The sequence below is a fragment of the Mesorhizobium sp. W067 genome (assembly GCF_054719525.1).
The window spans coordinates 1,264,077-1,283,971 of record NZ_JBTTII010000001.1 but is presented as its reverse complement, the minus strand read 5'-3'; the positions used below and the strand labels follow the sequence as shown (position 1 = coordinate 1,283,971).

Here is a 19,895-nt window from a genome sequence, read left to right as displayed (position 1 = left end):
AGGTCCGCCTCGATTGGCTCAATCCATAGGGCCGTCGGGTGCCAACATCCGGTCTGGCACCAAGCCGGCAAGCCGCGGTAATGGTCTGGCATGACTAAATCCATGCCGCCCTACCTCGCCTTTGATCCAGCCACGCGCCGCCTGCGGCTCGATCCGCACGAACCGGCGTTTTTCCAGAACCCCTACGACGCCTATGCCGTTCTGCATGGCGCATCGAATGCCTTCTTCTGGGAGGAATTCGGCTTCTGGTGCTTTGGCGGCTTCGACGACGTCAACCGGCTGTTGCGCGACCGCCGCTTCGGCCGCCAGAACCCGGCCGGCATTCCCGACAGCCGGGGCATCGGCGAGGATCGCTCGCACCTCATCGCCTTCGACGGCATCGAGACCAATTCGATGCTGGAGCTGGAGCCGCCGGTGCACACCAGGCTCAGAACCCTGGTCAACCGCGCCTTCGTCTCGCGCCAGGTAGAGCAGCTTAGACCGCGCGTCGAAGCGCTGGCCAATGAACTGATCGACCGTTTCGAAACGCGCCAGGTCGATCTATTGCCCAGCTTCGCCGCGCCTTTGCCGATCACCATCATCGCCGAAATGCTCGGTGTGCCGGTCGAAATGGGGCCGCAACTGCTCGACTGGTCGCACCGGATGGTGGCCATGTACATGCATGGCCGCACGCGCGAGACCGAGCAAGCGGCCAATCGCGCCGCGCGCGATTTTTCCGACTTTTTGCGCGGCTATGTCGCCGAGCGGCGCAAGAAGCCTGGCGACGACCTGCTATCGCTGCTGATCGCGGCGCAAGAGGATGGCCAGAAGCTGTCGGAAGACGAGTTGGTCTCGTCCGCTATCCTGTTGCTCAATGCCGGCCACGAGGCGACCGTCCATCAAACCGGCAACGCCGTGCGCACGCTGCTGGCGCAAGGCGGCGACCCCGGCCGTTTCTTCACCTCGCCGGAAGCAACCGCTGCGACGGTCGAGGAGTGCCTGCGCTTCGACGCGCCGCTGCACATGTTCACCCGCTACGCCTATCAGGAGGTCGAGGTGACATCCGGGGTTGTCGTACAACCGGGCGAGACGGTCGGCCTGCTGCTCGGCATGGCCAATCATGATCCGCTTGCCTTTGCCGAACCTGGCGCCTTCCGGCCCGGCCGACCAGACCAGAAGAATGTCTCGTTCGGCGCCGGTATCCATTTCTGCATCGGTGCGCCGCTGGCGCGGCTGGAGTTGCAGGTGTCGCTGAAAACCCTGTTCGAGCGGCAGCCGCAACTCCATCTTGCGGAGCAGCCGCGCTTCCGCGACACCTATCATTTTCATGGGCTGGAAAAGCTCATTGTGAGCTTGTGAGGACGGCGGAGCCGACGCATGCCCGAGAAAATGAGATTCGCCTTTCTACAGGAACCACCCTTCTGCTTTATCGACGGATCGGGACGTCTGGGCGGCAGCGATGCCCACTGGCCAAGAGGGTCTGCCTGACGCTCGGGCTGGAACTTTTGCCCATCGAGACCGAGTTTGCCGAGCTGCTGCCTGGGTTTGCCGAAGATCGGTGGGACATAACCACCGGCCTGTTCATTTCCGACGACCGCCGGAAGCTGGTCGACTTCACAAGGCCGATCTGGATGCTGGCGAATGGATTGCTGGTCGCGAAAGACAATCCCCGCGCCTTCGATGGCTATCGGTCCGTCGCCAATGATCGGACGGCGCTGATCGGCGTCATATCGGGCCAGATCCAGCACCGGACGGCCCTGCAAAACGCTATTCAGCCCGAACGGCTAAGGATATTTGCCACTCAGGCCGAAGCAGCTAACGCCGTCGCGGCCGGCGTGGTGCATGCCTATGCGAGTGCAGCGCTCGCGCATCGCGGCTATCTGAGCCGGCGACCCGACGCGCCTCTCGACGTCGTCGACGTCCCGGCAGTCGAAAAACAGCCAGCGCCCGGCGCTTTCGCTCTCGCCAAAGGCAGTGCCACCCTGCTCCAGCGCGTCGATTCATGTCTCAGTGATTTGCTTGGAAGTCCCTGGCACAGGGAGATGATGAGCGGATACGGCTTTTCCGACACTGACATCGATCGGCTTTTGTGAAATCCAAGCGCGCCGCGAGCGTCAGAGCTTGATCACATACTCCTTGCGGGTCGTTTCAAGCACTTCCCAGCTGCCCCTGAAGCCTGGCCTGAGCACGAAGCTGTCGCCGGCGCGCACCGTGCGCGCCTCGCCGCCATCCTCGGCAACCACCGAGACGCCGGACAGGATGTGGCAGAACTCCCATTCGTCATATTCGATGCGCCATTTGCCCGGCGTCGCTTCCCAGATGCCGGCATAGAGGCGGCCATCGCGCTCCTCGACATTCCAGGTGCGGAACTTCGGATCGCCCGCAATCAGACGATTCGGCGCCGGGGCGCCAATCTCGGCGTCGACGCTGTCGGTCGATATGGCCAGGTAATGCGCGGACAGGGTTTGCCTCCAACAGGTTAGTGAGTAGTGAGTAGTGAGCGGAAAGCGCTCCCTCGAACGGGTGGCTAATCACTAATCACTGCTAACTAGTGAATACCGACCACTACTCACTACTCACTCAAAAAATCAAACCTTGGCCAAAGCCTGTTCCAGATCGGCGACGATGTCGTTGACATCCTCGATGCCAACCGACAGCCGGACCGTGTCCGGTCCCGCACCCGCCTTGACCTTCTGCTCGTCGGAAAGCTGGCGATGCGTGGTCGATGCCGGATGGATGACCAGCGACTTGGTGTCGCCGACATTGGCGAGGTGCGAGAACAGTTCGAGCGCCTCGACGAACTTGATGCCGGCCTCGTAGCCGCCCTTCAGGCCGAAGGTGAAGACAGCACCGGCGCCTTGCGGCGAGTATTTCTTCTGCAGCGCGTTGTTCTTGTCGCTGGGCAGGCCGGGATAGTTGACCCAGGCGACCTTGGGGTGGTTGGACAGCCAGCCGGCGACGGTGACCGCATTATCGCAATGGCGCTGCATCCTGAGCGGCAAGGTCTCCAGCCCGGTCAGGATCAGGAAGGCATTGAACGGCGAAATTGCCGGGCCGATGTCGCGCAGGCCGAGCACGCGCGCGGCGATGGCGAAGGCGAAATTGCCGAAGGTTTCGTGCAGGACAAGCCCGCCATATTCGGGGCGCGGCTCCGACAGCATCGGATATTTGCCGGATTTCGACCAGTCGAACGTGCCGCCATCGACGATGGCGCCGCCGATCGAATTGCCGTGGCCGCCGATGAACTTGGTCAGCGAATGGACGACGATGTCGGCGCCATGCTCGATCGGCCGCACCAGATAGGGCGAGGCCAGTGTGTTGTCGACGATGAGCGGCAAGCCGTGCTTGCGGGCGATGTCGCCGATCTTCTCGATGTCGACGAAGGTGCCGCCGGGATTGGCCAGGCTCTCGATGAAGATCGCCTTGGTCTTATCGTCGATCTGGCTTTCGAAAGTGGAGATGTCGTTGGTGTCGGCCCAACGCACCTCCCAGCCGAAATTCTTGAAGGCATGGCCGAACTGATTGATCGAACCACCGTAAAGCCTTGTGGCGGCGACGAAATTATCGCCAGGCCGCATGAGATTGTGGAACACGATCACCTGTGCGGCATGGCCGGAAGCAACGGCAAGTGCAGCCGTGCCGCCTTCGAGCGCCGCGATCCGCTCTTCCAGCACCGCCTGGGTCGGGTTCATGATGCGGGTGTAGATGTTGCCGAAGGCCTTCAGCCCGAACAGCGAGGCGGCATGGTCGGCATCGTCGAACACAAAGGAGGTCGTCTGGTAGATCGGCGTGGCGCGTGCGCCCGTTGCCGGGTCGGGCTTGGCGCCGGCATGGACGGCGAGCGTGTTGAAACCGGGCGTGCGGGTCATCGAAAACCTCCCTGAGCGGTAAACGTGTGAATGGTGAAATGATGAATGGTGAGCGATAAATGGTGGTCGCAAAGTCGGCCAGTCCCACCTTGATTGCAAGCCGCTCATATGCGGCTTTACCCGGCTTCCAGGAAAATCCTTCTATTCACCATTCACCATTCACTGCCTTACTTCTGGCGCACACCGAAACTCTGGAATCCCGACCGCATCAGCGGCTTCTTCGACGACAGCACACCGGAGTTGACGCCGGTCCAGCCAATCTCGCCCGACAGCTTGCCATATTCGATCTTCGGGCAGCGGTTCATCACCACCTTGATACCGGCCGCCTCGGCACGCGTCGCCGCCTCGTCATCGCGCACGCCAAGCTGCATCCAGACGACTTTCGGCAAGGGGTCGAGCTTCAGCACCTCATCGACAATGCCGGGCACCGCTGCGGAGGCGCGAAAGATGTCGACCATGTCAACCGGCTCCGGCAGATCGGCAAGGCTGGCATAGGTCATGCGGCCGAGGATTTCCTTGCCGGCCTGCCCAGGATTGATCGGAAACACCGAAAAGCCCTTGGCCAGCAGATATTTCAGCACGAAAAAGCTCGGCCTGACATCGTTGGCCGACGCGCCGACCATGGCGATGGTCTTCACAGAATTGAGGATGCCGCCGATATAGGCATTGTCGTAGCTATCGTGATTCACTCGTCGGTCTCCCTCAGTGCTTCCTCCATAAAGGACTGCGGGTCCGTGCAGAAGTCGCGCATCATGCGAAAATGATCGGTATCGGTGAAATCTGTGGGGTCGAGGCCGAAACGGCTGATTCGGAAGAGCCGCGCGCCGGGACAAGCCATCAGCAGCGGCGAATGCGTCGCCATGATCACTTGCGCCGTGCCTGACCGGTCCATGCGCCGCAGCATCTTCAACAATTCGATCTGCCGCGACGGCGACAGCGCGCTTTCGGGCTCGTCGAGGATGTAGATGCCTTGCCGGCGGCAGCGCTCCTCGAAAAAGCGAATGAACCCTTCGCCATGCGACCACGATAGAAAGTCCGGCGGCGGCGGTCCGAACGGGTCTTCGAGTGCCGCCTGGTCGAGATAGCGCGCGACCGAGTAAAAAGATTCGGCACGAAAGAACCAGCCGGCGGTGACTTTTGGCAGCCAGTGGCCGCGGAATGTATTCGCCAGTGCCGCACCGCTCTTGTCGATGGCGATGGAATGATCGACCGGACGATAGCCCTTGCCGCCGCCGGCCTCGTCGTAACCGGCCAGCGCGCCGATGGCTTCCAGCAGTGTCGATTTGCCGGTGCCGTTTTCACCGACAATGATGGTGATCGGCGTGGTGAATTCGATCTCGAATTCACGGCCGCGAAACAGCGGCAGGTTCCATGGATATTTTTCCCAATCTTCCACGCGCTCGGGGTCAATCAGGATGCGTTTGAGATAAGGCGCCTTAAGCCGGGTCAGTTGCTTGCGATAGCCCATGCGGACGCTCAGTCCGGCAGCGAGATGGTGCCGTCATCCGCGATCGGGAAGGCCGGATTGTGTGCGACTTCCCAGACATGGCCGTCGGCATCGGCGAAATATCCATACCAGCCGCCCCAGAAGGCGCGGCCTGCCGGCTTGACGATCCTGCCGCCGGCCTTCTCGGCGGCCGCCAGCACGTCGTCGACTTCGGCATCGGAGCGGGTGTTGTAGGCGAGGTAGACCGCCGACGGTGCTGCGGCGAAGGCAATGCCTGAATCCTCCTCGGCGCTTGGCCTCGGGAACAGGCCGAGAATGGCGCCGCCCATCTGGAAGAAGGCGACGCCATCGGTGATGCCGGCGTGGCGCTTCAAGCCCATGCCTTCGTAAAAGCGCACGGCGCGCTCGAGATCGTCGGTGGCGATGGTGATGATGGAGATGCGCGGTTCCATGGATCGAAAACCTATTCGTCCGTCCATTCCGGTTTGCGCTTGCCGATGAAGGCGCCGATGCCTTCCTCGGCGTCGCGGGCCAGCATGTTCTCGACCATGACGCGGCCGGTATAGGCATACGCGTCCGCCAACCCCATCTCGGCCTGCGCGTAAAAGGCTTCCTTGCCGGTCTTGACCACCAGAGATGATTTGGAGGCAATGGTTTGCGCGTATTTGGTGACGATCTGATTCAGGTATTCGCGCGGCACGACGCGGTTGACCAGGCCGAATTCCTTGGCGGTTGCGGCGTCGATGGTCTCGCCGGTGAGCAGCATTTCCATGGCGTGCTTGTGAGACACGTTGCGTGACAGCGCCACCATCGGCGTCGAACAAAACAGGCCGATATTGACGCCCGGCGTGCAGAAGGTCGCTTCATGCGAGGCAATGGCGAGGTCGCAACTGCCAACCAGTTGCAGCCCCGCAGCGGTGGCTAGGCCATCGACTTCGGCGATGATCGGGAGCGGATGGCGCACGATCTGCTGCATCAACGCCGCGCAAGCCGAAAATGTCTGCTCGAAAAACCCCTTGCCCTTGTCGGCGTCGGCGCGGCGCGCGGTCATTTCCTTGAGATCGTGACCGGCGCAGAAGACTTTCCCGGCGGCCGCCAAGACGATGACGCGGACCGATTTGTTGGCCTTGGCACGGTCGAGCTCGGCGCTGAATGCCGCCATGACGGAAAGCGACAAGGCATTGGCGGGCGGATTGGCGAGCGTCAGGCGCAGCACGCCCTTGTCCAGCCCGGCGATGACCGGCCCGTCTATGGCAACAGGTTTGATCGAAAGGATTTCGGCCATGACAAGGGTCTCCGCGATTCCGCCGGGCGCCGCCAGACTATCTAATATCGGATCGAGTTTCATCAACACCCATCGCTTGCGCCAGAGGTGTTGCCAGAAGCGCATCATTGCGTTCATACAGGCCCGGCATAGAACGAGAGACCGACATGCCCGCCCAGGATAATCTCAAGCCGGTGCTGACGGCGGCTGAAGTCAATGCGCTGATGGCCAGCGTCTACCCGCAGCTCAACGACGAGTTCACGTCGTATGAGGCGCTCGATGTGTTTCCGGGCGGCTGCACGGTGCGGCTCAATGCCGACGAGCGGCATTTGCGGCCCGGCGGCACGGTGTCCGGGCCCTCGCTGTTCACGCTGGCCGACATTGGCGGCTATGTCTGCGTGCTCAGCCATGCCGGGCCGGATGCGCTTTCGGTTACCGTCAACCTCAACATCAATTTCGTCCGCAAGGCCGAGGCCGGCCCGATCGACGGCCATTGCCGCATCCTGAAGCTGGGCAAGAGCCTGATGGTGTTCGATATCGACATCGTCGGCGGACCGAGGGAACACACGGTAGCGCATGCGACCGGCACCTATTCGATCCCGCCGAAGCGCGCCGCCGATGTGGTAAAATAATACCTTTTGGTCAAACCTTTGTTTTTATTACACTTTGCGAGCAGACGTGCGTTTCCTGCGCCTTGACGTGCCCACTCCCCTCGCCTATAAGCCGTCACGAAGCAGCGGCCCGCAAAGGCCGCCGTTTTGTTATTGGCGGCGGGCAAGTGCCTTGTCGCCAATCCAAGCAACAAGAAACGCCTTCTTCGGAAGGTCAAAATCGAAAGCAGAAATCCATGGCAACCTTTTCGCAGAAGCCTGCGGATGTGGTGAAGAAGTGGGTGCTGATCGACGCCGAGGGTCTCGTCGTCGGCCGTCTCGCCACTGTCATCGCCAATCATCTTCGCGGCAAGCACAAGCCCACCTTCACCCCGCATGTCGACGACGGCGACAACGTCATCGTCATCAATGCCGACAAGGTGGTGTTCACCGGCAAGAAGTTCACCGACAAGGTCTACTACTGGCACACCGGTCACCCCGGCGGCATCAAGGAGCGCACCGCGCGCCAGCTGCTCGAGGGCCGTTTCCCCGAGCGTGTCGTCGAGAAGGCCGTCGAACGCATGATCCCGCGCGGGCCGCTCGGCCGTCGCCAGATGAAGAACCTCCGCGTCTATGCAGGCACGGAACATCCGCATGTCGCCCAGCAGCCCGTCACCCTCGACGTCGGCGCGCTGAACGCCAAGAACAAGAAGGTTGCATAAGATGGCTGAGCTTTCCTCGCTCGCAGAATTGGGCGCCGCCACCGGCAACACCAACACCCAGCCGGCAGCACCCGTCCATGTCCAGAAGCTCGACAAGTCGGGCCGCGCCTATGCCACCGGCAAGCGCAAGAACGCCATTGCGCGCGTCTGGGTGAAGCCGGGTTCCGGCAAGATCGTCGTCAACGACAAGGAATTCGCGACCTATTTCGCGCGTCCGGTCCTGCAGATGATCCTCAACCAGCCGATCATCGCTTCCAACCGCGCCGGCCAGTACGACATCGTCGCCACCGTCATCGGCGGCGGCCTGTCCGGCCAGGCCGGTGCCGTTCGTCACGGCATTTCCAAGGCGCTGACCTACTACGAGCCGGCACTGCGCGCCGTGCTCAAGAAGGGCGGCTTCCTGACCCGCGACAGCCGCGTCGTCGAGCGCAAGAAGTACGGCAAGGCGAAGGCCCGCCGCAGCTTCCAATTCTCGAAGCGCTAAGCGTATCGGGCTTCAAGCAATCGAAAGGCCGCTTCCGGGCGGCCTTTTTTGTTTTGCGGTCACGGCAGTCACCCCGACCGCGCCTTCGGCGCGACCTCCCCATCGAGGGGAGGTAGGGGTCACGGCAGTTTTGCCGCCCTGAACAATCACGAGGGTTCGGCTGACACCAAAACCCGACCATAAGAGCGCAACGCCCTACCTCCCCTCGATGGGGAGGTCGGCGCGAAGCGCCGGGTGGGGTGATGGCGCCGGCCTCGGTTCAAGTCTCAGAACTTGCCGGCCTTGATGTAATCGATAAACGCCCGTAGCGGCGCTGGAACCAGACGCCGTCCGGGATAGTACAGAAATGGTCCGGGAAAACTCTGCCACCACGGTTCGAGCACGGGCTCCAGGGCGCCGCTTTCGAAGTGAGGGCGAAGCCAGCCCTCGAAGAGAGCGACGATGCCGCTGCCGGCAATGGCCGCATGGACGGCAAGATCGCTCGCCCCGCCGATCCGCACGATCAACGGCCCCGTCGTGTCGACCCGCACCACCTCGCCGTCGCGCTCGAATTCCCACGGCAGCATCGCACCGCTGGCAAAACGACCGCGCAGACAAGCATGGCCAAGCAGGTCGCTCGGGTGCTGCGGCCGCCCATGGCGCTCGAGATAGGCGGGGCTGGCGCCAGTGGCGAAGCGCTGGACGCGCGGTCCGATCGGCACCGCGATCATGTCCTGCTCCAGTCGCTCGTCATAGCGGATGCCGGCGTCGCAGCCGGCCGCCAACACGTCGACGAAGTTCTCATCGGCGATGACCTCCAGCCGAATGCCGGGATAGGCGGCGAGGAAGCCCGGAACGATGTCGGGCAATATCAGCCGCGCGGCGCTGACCGGGACGTTGAGGCGCAGCGAACCGGCCGGCCTGTCCCGAAAGCCATTGACCACGTCGAGGGCCGCCTCCACCTCCGACAGCGCCGGGCCAAGCCTTCCCAAGAGGCTGAGGCCTGCGTCGGTTGGAACAACGCTGCGTGTGGTGCGGTTGAACAGCCTGACGCCGAGTTGCGTCTCCAGGCGGCGCACCGCTTCGCTCAGGCCCGACGCGCTGCCGCCGCCTGCGCGAGCCCCTTCGCGAAAACCGCCGGCACGCGCCACCGTCACGAAAGCGTTCAGATCGCCAAGGTCCATCATTGTTCGCCATTCCGCACAAGCTGTACGGATTGTACCTTATTATCCCGAGGTTGAGCAGCGTCTATCTTCGCCTCCTCAAAGGAGACCGACCATGTCCACCATCCAAAAATCCGGCACATTCACCCTCGGCAGCCACACCGTGAAACGGCTCGGCTACGGCGCCATGCAACTTGCCGGCCCGCACGTTTTCGGTCCGCCGAAGGATCATGACGCGGCCATTGCAGTGCTGCGCGAAGCGGTGGCCTCCGGGGTCAACCACATCGACACCAGCGACTATTATGGCCCGCATGTCACCAACCAGCTGATCCGCGAAGCGCTGGCGCCCTATCCGCAAGACCTCGTCATCGTCACCAAGATCGGGGCGCGGCGCGGCAGCGACGGCTCCTGGCTGCCTGCCTATTCCGCCAAGGAACTAGAGCAGGCCGTGCACGACAATCTCAGGAATCTCGGCCTTGAGGTGCTGGATGTCGTCAATCTGCGCATCATGTTCGGGGTGATGGGTCCGGCCGAGGGCTCGATCGAGGCGCAGTTGACCGCGCTTGCCGAACTGCAGCGCAAGGGCCTGGTGCGCCATATCGGCCTGAGCAACGTCACCCCAGCGCAGGTCGAGGAAGGCCGTGGGATCGCCGAGATCGTCTGCGTGCAGAACCAGTACAATCTGGCGCATCGCGACGACGACGCGTTGATCGATGAACTGGCGCGCGCCGGTATCGCCTACACGCCGTTCTTCCCGCTCGGCGGTTTCAGCCCGCTGCAGTCGTCGACCTTGTCGGATGTGGCCGCGCGGCTCGGCGCCACACCCTTGCAGGTCGCGCTCGCCTGGCTGCTGCGCCGCTCGCCGAACATCCTGCTGATCCCGGGGACGTCGTCGGTCGGGCATTTGAGAGAGAACCTGGCGGCGGCGGAACTGGAGCTGTCGGCTGATGTGCTGAGGGAATTGGATGGGGTGGCGAAAGCGGCGTGAAGATTTTGCGGGCGGCGCGCGCCTTCGGCGCGACCTCCCCATCGAGGGGAGGTAGGAGGTCGCGGCAGCCTTGCATGCCTCGCAATCGCTACGACTGTCGGAATCTAAAGCGCCAACGCCCTACCTCCCCTCGATGGGGAGGTCGGCGCGCAGCGCCGGGTGGGGTGATGGCGCCGACGTACGATTTCTAATTGATACTCGCCGTATTCGCGGCTCGGCCGGCTTCGCCTCATCCACATAAGGCACCCGAAACCCATTGGCCCCCAGCCAGCCAATCGCAGCCTTCGGTTCGTCGGTCTGGATGATGGTGACGCCGCGTTCGGCCCAGAAACCGTGATCTCGGCCGAAATGCCGGCCTGCACCGCCAGTTCATCGCCGCAGCCGCCGGAGAGGAAGCCGCCGGGCCTTGCGCCTTGGCTATACAAGTCCTTCGCCAAGCTGTGACTGGCATCTTGCGTGCCGGTTCTATAGTTGTGGCAGCCCGATGAACAAAGAAGGACCCGTAATGGCGAACCAGACCATCGACAACGCGTTCACCGCCCGCTCCAAGACGGGGCCTTCCTTCGAGCCGACCTATGCCGGCGCGCTGTCGTTCATGCGGCGCAAATACACCAAGGATGCAAAGGGCGCGGACGCCGTCGTGTGGGGCATTCCGTTCGATGCCGCCGTCACCAACCGGCCGGGCGCGCGCTTCGGGCCGCAGGCGATCCGCCGCGCCTCGGCGATCCTCGACAACGACCCGCAATATCCGTTCTCGCGCGACCTGTTCGAGCATCTCGCCGTCATCGACTATGGCGATTGCCTGCTCGATTCGGGCAATCACCAGAAGACACCAGGCACGATCGAGCGCGAGGCGGCGAAGATCCTGAAATCGGGTGCCTTCCTGTTGTCGCTCGGCGGCGATCATTTCGTCACCTGGCCGCTGCTCAAGGCACATGCCGCCATCCACGGGCCGCTGGCGCTGGTGCAGTTCGATGCGCACCAGGACACCTGGCCTGACGATGGCAAGCGCATCGACCATGGTTCGTTCGTCGGCCGCGCCGTCAATGAAGGCATCATCGACCCCGACCGCTCGATCCAGATCGGCATCCGCACGCATGCCCCCGATACGTTCGGCATCAAGATCCTTTACGGTCACGAGATCGAGGAGATGCGGGCTTCCGACATCGCCTATGCGATCGTCGACCGCACCGGCGGCAGGAAGACCTATCTCACCTTCGACATCGACTGCCTCGACCCGGCCTTTGCGCCCGGCACCGGCACGCCGGTTGCCGGCGGACCGTCCTCGGCGAAAATCCTGTCGACGCTGCGCCAGCTCGGCCAGGTCGATATTGTCGGCGCCGACGTCGTCGAGGTTGCGCCGGCCTATGATCACGCCGATATAACGGCGATCGCCGGCTCGATGGTGGCCATGCACTATCTCGGCCTGGTGGCCGAGCGAAAAGCGCGGGCGGAAGAGCTGAACAGCGGCAACCATGGCGCGGCAAACCATGGCCAGGGCATATAGGCCTGAATTAGCAGGGAATTGACGGGCACATGAAACCGAAAATCTTCATCGATGGCGAACACGGCACCACCGGCCTGCAGATCCGGGCGCTGCTGGCCGAGCGCGGCGACCTCGAGATCATCTCGATCCCGGCCGAGCGCCGCAAGGAAACGGCGGCGCGCGCCGAGTTCCTCAATGCCGCCGATGTCGCCATCCTGTGCCTGCCGGATGCGGCTGCCAAGGAAAGCGTGTCGCTGATTGCCAACGACACCACCAAGGTGATCGACGCCTCCACGGCGCATCGCGTCGCCGAGGGCTGGGAATATGGCTTTGCCGAGCTGGACAAGGATCAGGCCAGGATCATCGCCAATGCGAAACGCGTCGCCAATCCCGGCTGCTGGCCGCAAGGGCCGATCGCGACGCTGCGGCCGCTGGTCGCTGCCGGTCTGCTGCCGGCGGATTTCCCGATCACGGTCAATGGCATTTCGGGCTATTCGGGCGGCGGCCGGCCGATGATCGAGGACTATGTCGCCAAGGGCGAGGATGCCTCTGAATTCCAGGTCTATGGGCTGACCCTGCAGCACAAGCATGTGCCGGAGCTGCGCACCTATGCGAAGCTGTCGCACGATCCGATCATGCAGCCGGCGGTCGGCAATTTCGCCCAAGGCATGATCACAGTGGTGCCGCTGCAGCTCGGCGGGCTCGACCATGTGCCGGCCGGCGCCGAACTGCACGCGGCAATCGCCGACCATTTTGCCGCCATCAAGGGCGGCGTGGTCGAGGTAGCTCCTTACGAGCACGTGGAGCGCCTGCCCGAGATCAATCCCGAGGTCTATAACGGCACCAACCGCATGAAGGTCTATGTCTTTGCCAATGACGACCGGGCGCAGGCGCTGCTGATTGCGGTCTATGACAATCTCGGAAAGGGCGCCTCGGGTGCTGCCGTTCAGAACATGGATCTGATGCTCGGCCTTTAATTCAGTTGGAGAGAGCATTCTGTCGCCCGAAAACCGCTTAACACTTTTCGGCATCACGCTCTGAATGGACGCGCCTGCATTTCCAAAGCGCTGGAAGATCAGCGCGCCCGAGCTCATTGCCGAGACGTTTTCGAGCCGCATCTGGAAGGTGCGGCGTGAGGACGGCTCGCCGGCCATCGTCAAGGCGCTCAAACCATTCGACGATGTCGAGGACGAGTTGCGCGGCGAGCACTATCTCGCATGGCGGCGCGGCGAAGGCGCGGTGCGGCTGCTTGGCCGGGACGGCCACCGCATGCTGCTGGAATATGCCGGTGACACCCTGCTTTCCGAAGTTCTGGCCAAGGAAGGCGACAACGCCGCGACCGCAATCGCGGCCGAGTTGATGGGGAGACTGTTCTCGCCCTCAAGACACCCTGCCCCGCCGGACCTGCAGCCGCTGCGGACACGGTTTGCCAGCCTGTTCAAAAAGGCCGGAGCCGATCGCGACGCCGGAGAGCACAGCCTCTATATCGAGGCCGCCGAAATCGCGGACCGGCTGCTCGATGCCCCGCATGCGGTCAAGCCGCTGCATGGCGACCTGCATCACGACAACATTTTGCACGGTGCGCGCGGCTGGCTGGCGATCGACCCGAAGGGCGTGCTCGGCGATCCCGGCTTCGACGCCGCCAATCTGTTCTACAACCCACTGGGGCGCGACGACCTCTGCCTCGATCCCGAGCGCATCGCGCATATGGCTGAGATCTTCGCCAGGACACTCGGCCAGACGCCGGCTGCCATTCTCGACCATGCCATCGCCTATGGCTGCCTGTCGGCCGCATGGCATCATGAGGACGAGAATGCGGTCGACGAGAACCGCGAGCTGTCGGTTGCGGGAGTGATCCGAAAGGTGCGGCTCAGCTTCTGACCGGCGCAGCCTCGCGCGTTAGACGTAGCGAGGCAGTTCGTTCGCGAAATAGATTATTGCGACGGCCAAGACACCGTAGACGATGTACCTGCGTTCATGGGCGGCCGCGTTGGCAGTGGATAGGCGCCCTTGTTGCCGCGCCAGTGGGCGGCGGCAAATCCCAGCAGGACCAGCGCGAAGGCCTGATGGGTCAGCGCCATGTGCAGCGGCACCTGCATCAGCAGCGTGCCGATGCCGATCGAGGCCTGCACCAGCACCAGCAGAAACAGCAGCGTTGCGCGGCGTGCGTGTGTCGTGCCCGGCAGCCGCCGGCGCGTCGCTATCATATGCCAGAGCGCGATGGCAAAGACCGTATAGGCGCCGAGCCGGTGGACGAACTGCACCGTCTTCGGGTTCTCGAAGAAATTGCGCCAGGCCGGTTCGAGCAGCAGCAGCTCGCCGGGGATGATCTTGCCGTCCATCAGCGGCCAGGTGTTGTAGCTCAGGCCGGCGTCGAGCCCTGCGACCAGCCCGCCGAGATAGATCTGGACCAGCGCCAGCAGCACGATGAAACCGGCCAGTCTTTGCGTCGACCGGCCGGCGGCAGGCTCCGAATGCGGCGCCAGCCCGCGCGCGACCACCATGGTGGCAGTGAAGATCAGGGCGGCAAGCGTCAAATGCGTCGCCAGCCGGTACTGGCTGACGGAGACGCGGTCGACCAGGCCGGAGGCCACCATCCACCAGCCGATGGCGCCTTGCAGGCCACCAAGCAGCAGAATACCGACCAGCTTTGGCCCAAGGCCGCGCTCGATGCGGCGCGTCGCCCACAAGACCAGCAACGGCAGGCCGAAGACCAGGCCGACACTGCGCGCCAGGATGCGGTGCGCCCATTCCCACCAGAAGATCGATTTGAAGGCGTCCAGGCTCATGCCCTTGTTGAGCTCGGCATATTGCGGAATCTTTTGATAAAGCTGGAATTCCTCCTGCCACTCCGCGTCATTGAGCGGCGGTATCACACCGTGGATCGGCTTCCACTCGGTGATCGACAGGCCGGAATTGGTGAGCCTGGTGGCGCCGCCGACCAGCACCAGCGCAAACAGCACCAGAAGCACGACATACAGCCAGCCGCGCACCAGCGCCCGATTTTTCAAGTCGCGATCGCGGTCAATGTAAGGCGCGGCGGCTGATATGGCGGCCATGGTTGGTCCCGGCAGGTTGACGTGGCGGATTGGTGAACCATCGCAACCCGGCTGACAAGACCGGACGGCGCGGCACGCCGTCGCGCCGCATCTCCCGGGTTGCACAGGCGCGCGGTTGGGCCTAAGCGGAGGCGATCAACGAGAACGCTCATGCCCATCCGCCTGAAAAAGCTGATCGGAACTTTCCTGCTGGTGGCGCTGGTCATCATCTATGCGCTGGTCGCGTCGATCATAGCGGTCGCGCAGCTGTCGCAATCCAGCCCGCTGGTGCATTTCCTGTTCTTCCTGTTCAGCGGCCTGTTCTGGGTGCTGCCTGCGATGGGCATCATCAAATGGCTGATCCTGGAGCCGCCGCCGAAAGGCTGAAGCGCCCGACCCAGGTTAGATGGTGACGACCATTTTGCCGGCATTGGCCAGCGGCGTCGTCACGCCCGACAACATCGTGCGGATATGGGCGACGCTCTGGTAGCGGCCGTTGATCGAAATGCGCGGCAGCGCGTGCAGGAAGCCGGCGTGCTCGGCGTGCAGCACGCCGTGGCGAGTGGTCACCGCCGAGGCGTAGCCGGCGTCGCGGGCAAAGCCCACTTCGCGGCAGCCGACAGCGCTGGCGAAACCATAGGGGTAAGCGAGATGACGGGGGTCTTCGCCGAGCTGCGCCTGCAGTTGGCGCCTGACGTCGACGATCTCATGGCGCGCATTGGCTTCGTCGAGCCGCTTCAGATTGCGGTGGTTGACCGTATGCGCGCCGATCGTGACCAGCCTGTGCCCGGCCACGGCGCGGATATCGTCCCAAGTCATCAGCGTGCTTGGGCGCAAGCCATCGAGGTCGATGCCGTTCGAGTGCGCCAGATCGCGCAGCACGGCGCGCTGATCCTCCTCGCGCACCTCGAGCGTCAGATAGGCATGCAGACGCGCATTGGCGTGGAGTTTCTTGCCGTGGGTCGAGCAGTCTATGGTCACCGGCCCCTTCGGAGTCGCCAGCGTCAAACGCTCCCGCGCGTTGACGATATCCTCGACCACGTCCCACCATAAATCGGCGCTGCCGTCGATCAGACCCGGCGCGACATAGATGGTGATCGGCGCGTCGTGCTTTTCGAGCACTGGCAGCGCTTCGGTCATGTTGTCGCGATAGGCGTCGTCGGCGGTGATGGTGGCGAACTGGCCGTCCTTGCCGCCGGCCTTGATGCGCTCGATCGCCTCGTCGAGGGTGACGAAGGCATAGCCCCTCGACTTCATGTCGGCGACGAGAGCGTCGAGGAATCGCGGGGCGATGTTGAGGTGGCGGTTAACGCCGTCCGGCTTCTCCGGCGTGGCGGTGACCCGATGCAACATGAGGATGGCGCCAATGCCGCCGACAAACGGCTTGGCCAGCGGTGCAAGGCCGGTAAAGCGGGCGATATTAAGCGCCAGTTTCCGAACTGCCTCACCACCGTCGATCATTCATTCACCTTTTGCGCCTAGGCTCGATCCAAGCACGGAACGCGCCGACGCGAACTCCTGATCGCGACGAATACGCCTTAAGGATTGAGGTATGGTTGACGCCACCGCGTCATTTGACGGCAATCGGCTCGCCGCAAGCAAGGCGTCTGCGCGCACGCCGGCTGCCGACCAGACCAGTCTGTCGGTGTCGATCGCAGATGCTGCCGCGCTCGCCTCTTACGGCGAATTCTGCCGTTCGGCGCTGTTTGCGCCGGCGCAAAGCGCGGCCTGGGTTCGTGCCTGGACGGCGCAGGCCAATCCCGATGCGGTCGTCGCCACGCTGACAATCGAGGACAGGCCGGTCTTTGCACTGGCACTGGAAATCACGCGAACTGGTCCATTCCGCGTCGCCCGCTTCATGGGCGGGCGCCATGCCAACGGCAATTTCGCCGCCGCCGATCCGGCATGGCTGGCAAAGGCAGATGCTGGGGGGATCCGCAGGCTGGTGACGGCGATCGGCAAGGCGCGTCCCGACATCGATCTCGTTGCCTTGGAAAGGCTGCTGCCCGACCTCGATGGCGTTGCCAATCCGCTGGCGGCGTTCTCCAACTTTCCGAGCCCAAACCTGTCGCTCGCCGTCAATCTCGACGGTGGTTTCGATGCGCTGCTGTCGCGTGTGGGCGGCAAGCGCAAGCGCAAGAAGCACCGTTCGCAGACACGCAAGTTCGAGGCGGTCGGCGTTCATCGCCGCATCGAGGCGCAGACACCCGAAGAGGTGAACCGGCTGCTCGACGCTTTCTTCGAGATGAAGGAGTTCCGCTTCGCCAAGATGGGCATCGCCAATGTCTTCGGCGAGCCGGAGGTGCGGGCTTTCTTCCGTGCCCTCTTCGCCGGCGCGCTGGCCGAGGAGAAACCGGCCTTTGTGCTGCATGGGCTCGAAGTGGCCGGCAAGCTGCGCGCAATCACCGGCTCGAGCCGCTCGGGCAAACGCCTGATCTGCGAATTCGGCGCCATCGCCGAGGACGATCTCGGCCACACCAGCCCCGGCGATTTCCTTTTCTTCGACATCATCGAGGAAGCCTGCCAAACAGGCTTCGATGTCTATGATTTCTCGGTCGGCGACGAGCCCTACAAGCGGCTCTGGTGCGATATCGAGACCAGGCATTTCGAGGTGCTGGCGCCCCTGACGCTGAAGGGACGCGCCCTGGCGTCGGCGCTGCGGCAGGGCGCACGGGCGAAAGCCTTCATCAAGAACAACCCGACGGTCTGGAAGCTGACCAAGATGCTGCGCCGCAAGGCCGTCGGACAGGCAGCGCCCGCTCCCGCGGACGACGAAAACTAGCGTTCAGAAATTGAGCGCTTCGCGGAGCGCCGGGCCGGCCCTGACCCGCAGGTCGAGATCTGCCTCGATGTGGTCGATATGGTGCAGCATCAGCCGGCTCACCAACCCGCAATCGCCGCTTTCCAGCGCGCCGACCATTTCCGTGTGCTCACTGTGTCCGCAGGCCGACACGCCGGATCGTCCGTAAAGGGCGATCACCAGCGACGAACGCGCCACCAGCTCCTCCATGAAGCGCTGCAGGATGGCATTGCCGGCGACGGAGGCGAGCAGCAGGTGGAAATCGCCTGATGCCTTGATTTCGGAGCGCCGCGCGGTTGGGCCGCGCTCGGCGATGAAGCGGCCTTCCTCGTCGAGCTGCGCGCGGAACGCAGCGATATCGGTCGCTGTGACCCGCCCGCAGGCGGCAATGGCTATGCCCGGCTCGATCAGCCGGCGCGATGCGAACACCTGGCGCGCTTCCTCGGGCGAAGGGTTGGCGACGAAGGCGCCACGGTTGCGTTCGGTACGCACCAGCCCCTCGAAGGACAGCATCTGCAGCGCCGCGCGCGCGACGGTGCGCGAGACGTCGAACAGCGTGCCGACCTCGCCTTCCGACAGCTTGGTGCCGGGCGTCAGCCGACGGTCAACGATGGCGTCCCGCAGATTGTCGCGAATCGCCTGGGCGCGATCCTGGTTGGCGCTGTCGGCGGAATGGATCTGATCGGCAATGTTCATGGCGATGATGGTTCCCAGCCTCTTCTAGCGCAACTCGTCGCCTGCGCACGAGAGGCAAAGTGGACACCAAGCCAAAAAAGATTGCATACGATTCTTGTGCAGATCGCGCACAATCGCCCATAATTTGTGCAATGCACAAGATAGCCTACCGGCTAGGCAGTGGGCAAGAACCCCGATTTTGCTGACGATTCAAACGCTTGGGCCGATTGCCGCCGATTGGCACGCATAATGCATTGGTTAATGCGACCAAACGGGGAAGCCTGAATGTCCAAAGCCGCCGAGATCGACATCGTGTCCGTTTCGAAAGTGTACGGAACGACGACTGCCGTCGAGGCCATCAGCCTGAAAATACCGGCAGGCACCTATTGCTGCCTGCTTGGCCCCTCCGGCTGCGGCAAGACCTCGACGCTGCGCATGATCGCCGGCCACGAAAGCATTTCGTCGGGCGATGTCCGCCTCGGCAACATTGTCGTCACCGACCTGCCGCCGGCAAAGCGTGGCACGGCGATGATGTTCCAGTCCTATGCGCTGTTTCCGCATCTCGATCTTGTCGACAATGTCGCCTTCAGCCTGAAGATGAAGGGCGTCGACAAGGAGCAGCGCCGTGCCAAGGCGCTCGAGATGCTCAAGCTGATGCAGATGGAGGCCTATGCGGCGCGCCGGCCGGCGCAGCTTTCCGGCGGCCAGCAGCAGCGTGTTGCACTCGCCCGCGCTCTGATCACCGATCCCGAGGCGCTGCTGCTCGACGAGCCGCTGTCGGCGCTCGACCCGTTCCTGAAGATACGCATGCGCGCCGAGTTGAAGAACTTGCAGACCTCGCTTGGCATCACTTTCGTCCACGTCACCCACAGCCAGGAAGAGGCCATGGCCTTGGCGGACCTGATCGTGGTGATGAATGACGGCCGCATCGAACAGGCGGCGCCGCCGCGAGATGTGTTCGAAAGGCCGGCCACCGCCTTCGTCGCGCGCTTCATGGGCGACCACAATGTCATCTCCGGCCGGGTCACCGGCGCGCGCGACGGCATGGTCGTCTTCGACGTCAATGGTGGCGCCTCGCTCGCCGCCCGCGGGCAAGGCCGGGAGGCGGGCCAGGAGGTGGGCACGCCGATCGACATTGCCATCCGCACCGACCATGTGCGCATCGGCGAAGCGCCCTCGCCCGGCCTTGGCTTCACCGGCATCGTCTCCAACATCGAATATCGCGGCGCCACGGTGAAGCTGTCGGCCACCGGCGGCGGCATCGACGATTTCACCGTTATCATCGACGATTCCGACTTCTTCGCCAAACCCGTCGCCCTTGGCGACGCCGTACCGCTCGCCTGGGATTCCGAGGACGCCATCGTCCTCGGGCGCCTTCATTCATGAATTCAACGAAGCAAAACAAAACAGG

The 19,895-nt window shown here is 63.4% G+C and carries 22 protein-coding genes and 1 pseudogene; 12 read left to right on the top strand and 11 right to left on the bottom strand.

Going from position 1 to position 19,895, the window contains the following annotated elements:
• Positions 1-90 precede the first annotated feature (90 nt).
• Positions 91-1,338, top strand: a complete 1,248-nt coding sequence (locus tag ACYG97_RS06315) for a cytochrome P450 (RefSeq protein ID WP_023734122.1) — start codon at positions 91-93, stop codon at positions 1,336-1,338.
• Positions 1,335-2,072, top strand: a complete 738-nt coding sequence (locus ACYG97_RS06310; protein WP_023734123.1) for a transporter substrate-binding domain-containing protein — start codon at positions 1,335-1,337, stop codon at positions 2,070-2,072. Before ACYG97_RS06315 ends, ACYG97_RS06310 begins: the two co-directional genes overlap by 4 nt.
• A 21-nt stretch (positions 2,073-2,093) precedes the next feature.
• Here the strand turns inward: ACYG97_RS06310 and ACYG97_RS06305 are convergent, their stop codons facing one another.
• From ACYG97_RS06305 to ACYG97_RS06280, 6 genes are all read right to left on the bottom strand, one after another.
• On the bottom strand, positions 2,094-2,441 hold the full coding sequence (locus tag ACYG97_RS06305; RefSeq protein ID WP_023734124.1) for a cupin domain-containing protein: 348 nt from the start codon (positions 2,439-2,441) through the stop codon (positions 2,094-2,096).
• 126 nt (positions 2,442-2,567) lie between these two features.
• The gene (locus ACYG97_RS06300) at positions 2,568-3,848 is read right to left on the bottom strand and encodes an O-acetylhomoserine aminocarboxypropyltransferase (protein WP_023708656.1); all 1,281 of its coding nucleotides are present in this window, start codon (positions 3,846-3,848) and stop codon (positions 2,568-2,570) included.
• A 167-nt stretch (positions 3,849-4,015) separates the two neighbouring features.
• Positions 4,016-4,537: a CoA-binding protein gene (locus ACYG97_RS06295; protein WP_023705040.1), complete on the bottom strand. Its 522-nt coding sequence runs from the start codon at positions 4,535-4,537 to the stop codon at positions 4,016-4,018.
• Positions 4,534-5,316 carry an AAA family ATPase gene (locus ACYG97_RS06290; RefSeq protein ID WP_023689471.1) on the bottom strand — a complete coding sequence of 261 codons (783 nt, stop codon included), beginning with the start codon at positions 5,314-5,316 and terminating at the stop codon, positions 4,534-4,536. The genes ACYG97_RS06295 and ACYG97_RS06290 overlap by 4 nt, the downstream gene beginning before the upstream one ends.
• 8 nt (positions 5,317-5,324) lie before the next feature.
• Positions 5,325-5,747 carry a VOC family protein gene (locus ACYG97_RS06285; protein WP_023689472.1) on the bottom strand — a complete coding sequence of 141 codons (423 nt, stop codon included), beginning with the start codon at positions 5,745-5,747 and terminating at the stop codon, positions 5,325-5,327.
• 11 nt (positions 5,748-5,758) lie between these two features.
• The gene (locus ACYG97_RS06280) at positions 5,759-6,580 is read right to left on the bottom strand and encodes an enoyl-CoA hydratase (protein ID WP_023734125.1); all 822 of its coding nucleotides are present in this window, start codon (positions 6,578-6,580) and stop codon (positions 5,759-5,761) included.
• Between the two features lie 146 nt (positions 6,581-6,726).
• Between ACYG97_RS06280 and ACYG97_RS06275 the strand changes: the two genes are divergently transcribed.
• From ACYG97_RS06275 to rpsI, 3 genes are all read left to right on the top strand, one after another.
• Positions 6,727-7,191: a PaaI family thioesterase gene (locus ACYG97_RS06275; protein WP_023669410.1), complete on the top strand. Its 465-nt coding sequence runs from the start codon at positions 6,727-6,729 to the stop codon at positions 7,189-7,191.
• A 215-nt stretch (positions 7,192-7,406) separates the two neighbouring features.
• A complete protein-coding gene (gene rplM, locus ACYG97_RS06270) occupies positions 7,407-7,871 on the top strand; it encodes a 50S ribosomal protein L13 (protein WP_023669409.1) in 465 nt (154 codons plus the stop codon).
• Position 7,872: 1 nt separating this feature from the next.
• A complete protein-coding gene (gene rpsI, locus ACYG97_RS06265; RefSeq protein WP_023669408.1) occupies positions 7,873-8,355 on the top strand; it encodes a 30S ribosomal protein S9 in 483 nt (160 codons plus the stop codon).
• 266 nt (positions 8,356-8,621) lie between these two features.
• Here the strand turns inward: rpsI and ACYG97_RS06260 are convergent, their stop codons facing one another.
• Positions 8,622-9,521 (bottom strand): LysR family transcriptional regulator, encoded by a 900-nt coding sequence (locus ACYG97_RS06260; RefSeq protein ID WP_023693291.1) that lies wholly within the window; start codon positions 9,519-9,521, stop codon positions 8,622-8,624.
• A gap of 91 nt (positions 9,522-9,612) precedes the next feature.
• On the opposite strand from ACYG97_RS06260, the gene ACYG97_RS06255 reads away from it, so the two are divergent.
• Positions 9,613-10,485 carry an aldo/keto reductase family oxidoreductase gene (locus ACYG97_RS06255; RefSeq protein WP_023734126.1) on the top strand — a complete coding sequence of 291 codons (873 nt, stop codon included), beginning with the start codon at positions 9,613-9,615 and terminating at the stop codon, positions 10,483-10,485.
• A 187-nt stretch (positions 10,486-10,672) separates the two neighbouring features.
• On the opposite strand, the pseudogene ACYG97_RS06250 reads toward ACYG97_RS06255, so the two are convergent.
• Positions 10,673-10,892 (bottom strand): annotated as a pseudogene (locus ACYG97_RS06250) (glycerophosphodiester phosphodiesterase family protein); the annotation flags it as partial.
• 98 nt (positions 10,893-10,990) lie between these two features.
• Between ACYG97_RS06250 and speB the strand changes: the two are divergent.
• The 3 genes from speB to ACYG97_RS06235 all read left to right on the top strand — a co-directional run bounded on the left by speB (position 10,991) and on the right by ACYG97_RS06235 (position 13,852).
• A complete protein-coding gene (gene speB / locus ACYG97_RS06245; RefSeq protein ID WP_023669405.1) occupies positions 10,991-11,992 on the top strand; it encodes an agmatinase in 1,002 nt (333 codons plus the stop codon).
• 29 nt (positions 11,993-12,021) lie between these two features.
• Positions 12,022-12,948 carry an N-acetyl-gamma-glutamyl-phosphate reductase gene (gene argC, locus ACYG97_RS06240; RefSeq protein ID WP_023682318.1) on the top strand — a complete coding sequence of 309 codons (927 nt, stop codon included), beginning with the start codon at positions 12,022-12,024 and terminating at the stop codon, positions 12,946-12,948.
• 64 nt (positions 12,949-13,012) lie between these two features.
• Positions 13,013-13,852 (top strand): aminoglycoside phosphotransferase family protein, encoded by an 840-nt coding sequence (locus ACYG97_RS06235; protein WP_023734128.1) that lies wholly within the window; start codon positions 13,013-13,015, stop codon positions 13,850-13,852.
• A 53-nt stretch (positions 13,853-13,905) separates the two neighbouring features.
• Here ACYG97_RS06235 and ACYG97_RS06230 read toward each other — a convergent pair whose 3' ends face one another.
• The gene (locus tag ACYG97_RS06230) at positions 13,906-15,030 is read right to left on the bottom strand and encodes a COX15/CtaA family protein (RefSeq protein WP_023669402.1); all 1,125 of its coding nucleotides are present in this window, start codon (positions 15,028-15,030) and stop codon (positions 13,906-13,908) included.
• A gap of 150 nt (positions 15,031-15,180) precedes the next feature.
• Between ACYG97_RS06230 and ACYG97_RS06225 the strand changes: the two genes are divergently transcribed.
• Entirely contained in the window at positions 15,181-15,396 is a 216-nt protein-coding gene (locus ACYG97_RS06225) for a DUF2842 domain-containing protein (RefSeq protein WP_023669401.1), read from the top strand.
• Between the two features lie 15 nt (positions 15,397-15,411).
• On the opposite strand, the gene ACYG97_RS06220 is transcribed toward ACYG97_RS06225, so the two are convergent.
• Positions 15,412-16,470, bottom strand: coding sequence for a polysaccharide deacetylase family protein (locus ACYG97_RS06220; RefSeq protein WP_023734129.1), 1,059 nt, complete (start codon positions 16,468-16,470; stop codon positions 15,412-15,414).
• Positions 16,471-16,561: 91 nt separating this feature from the next.
• On the opposite strand from ACYG97_RS06220, the gene ACYG97_RS06215 reads away from it, so the two are divergent.
• Positions 16,562-17,791 carry a GNAT family N-acetyltransferase gene (locus ACYG97_RS06215; protein WP_023734130.1) on the top strand — a complete coding sequence of 410 codons (1,230 nt, stop codon included), beginning with the start codon at positions 16,562-16,564 and terminating at the stop codon, positions 17,789-17,791.
• A 3-nt stretch (positions 17,792-17,794) separates the two neighbouring features.
• On the opposite strand, the gene ACYG97_RS06210 is transcribed toward ACYG97_RS06215, so the two are convergent.
• A complete protein-coding gene (locus ACYG97_RS06210) occupies positions 17,795-18,505 on the bottom strand; it encodes a GntR family transcriptional regulator (RefSeq protein WP_023669398.1) in 711 nt (236 codons plus the stop codon).
• 264 nt (positions 18,506-18,769) lie between these two features.
• Between ACYG97_RS06210 and ACYG97_RS06205 the strand changes: the two genes are divergently transcribed.
• Positions 18,770-19,870, top strand: coding sequence for an ABC transporter ATP-binding protein (locus ACYG97_RS06205; RefSeq protein WP_023734131.1), 1,101 nt, complete (start codon positions 18,770-18,772; stop codon positions 19,868-19,870).
• Positions 19,871-19,895 lie beyond the last annotated feature (25 nt).

Bases quoted from the DNA above. Each gene is read 5' to 3' on its own strand.
- ACYG97_RS06300 (WP_023708656.1), bottom strand. From the start codon at position 3,848: ATGACCCGCACGCCCGGTTTCAACACGCTCGCCGTCCATGCCGGCGCC.
- ACYG97_RS06205 (WP_023734131.1), top strand. From the start codon at position 18,770: ATGTCCAAAGCCGCCGAGATCGACATCGTGTCCGTTTCGAAAGTGTAC.
- ACYG97_RS06215 (WP_023734130.1), top strand. From the start codon at position 16,562: ATGGTTGACGCCACCGCGTCATTTGACGGCAATCGGCTCGCCGCAAGC.
- ACYG97_RS06285 (WP_023689472.1), bottom strand. From the start codon at position 5,747: ATGGAACCGCGCATCTCCATCATCACCATCGCCACCGACGATCTCGAG.
- ACYG97_RS06260 (WP_023693291.1), bottom strand. From the start codon at position 9,521: ATGATGGACCTTGGCGATCTGAACGCTTTCGTGACGGTGGCGCGTGCC.
- ACYG97_RS06315 (WP_023734122.1), top strand. From the start codon at position 91: ATGACTAAATCCATGCCGCCCTACCTCGCCTTTGATCCAGCCACGCGC.
- ACYG97_RS06290 (WP_023689471.1), bottom strand. From the start codon at position 5,316: ATGGGCTATCGCAAGCAACTGACCCGGCTTAAGGCGCCTTATCTCAAA.
- ACYG97_RS06230 (WP_023669402.1), bottom strand. From the start codon at position 15,030: ATGGCCGCCATATCAGCCGCCGCGCCTTACATTGACCGCGATCGCGAC.
- ACYG97_RS06225 (WP_023669401.1), top strand. From the start codon at position 15,181: ATGCCCATCCGCCTGAAAAAGCTGATCGGAACTTTCCTGCTGGTGGCG.
- ACYG97_RS06235 (WP_023734128.1), top strand. From the start codon at position 13,013: ATGGACGCGCCTGCATTTCCAAAGCGCTGGAAGATCAGCGCGCCCGAG.
- ACYG97_RS06255 (WP_023734126.1), top strand. From the start codon at position 9,613: ATGTCCACCATCCAAAAATCCGGCACATTCACCCTCGGCAGCCACACC.
- rplM (WP_023669409.1), top strand. From the start codon at position 7,407: ATGGCAACCTTTTCGCAGAAGCCTGCGGATGTGGTGAAGAAGTGGGTG.
- ACYG97_RS06275 (WP_023669410.1), top strand. From the start codon at position 6,727: ATGCCCGCCCAGGATAATCTCAAGCCGGTGCTGACGGCGGCTGAAGTC.
- speB (WP_023669405.1), top strand. From the start codon at position 10,991: ATGGCGAACCAGACCATCGACAACGCGTTCACCGCCCGCTCCAAGACG.
- ACYG97_RS06220 (WP_023734129.1), bottom strand. From the start codon at position 16,470: ATGATCGACGGTGGTGAGGCAGTTCGGAAACTGGCGCTTAATATCGCC.
- argC (WP_023682318.1), top strand. From the start codon at position 12,022: ATGAAACCGAAAATCTTCATCGATGGCGAACACGGCACCACCGGCCTG.
- rpsI (WP_023669408.1), top strand. From the start codon at position 7,873: ATGGCTGAGCTTTCCTCGCTCGCAGAATTGGGCGCCGCCACCGGCAAC.
- ACYG97_RS06210 (WP_023669398.1), bottom strand. From the start codon at position 18,505: ATGAACATTGCCGATCAGATCCATTCCGCCGACAGCGCCAACCAGGAT.
- ACYG97_RS06280 (WP_023734125.1), bottom strand. From the start codon at position 6,580: ATGGCCGAAATCCTTTCGATCAAACCTGTTGCCATAGACGGGCCGGTC.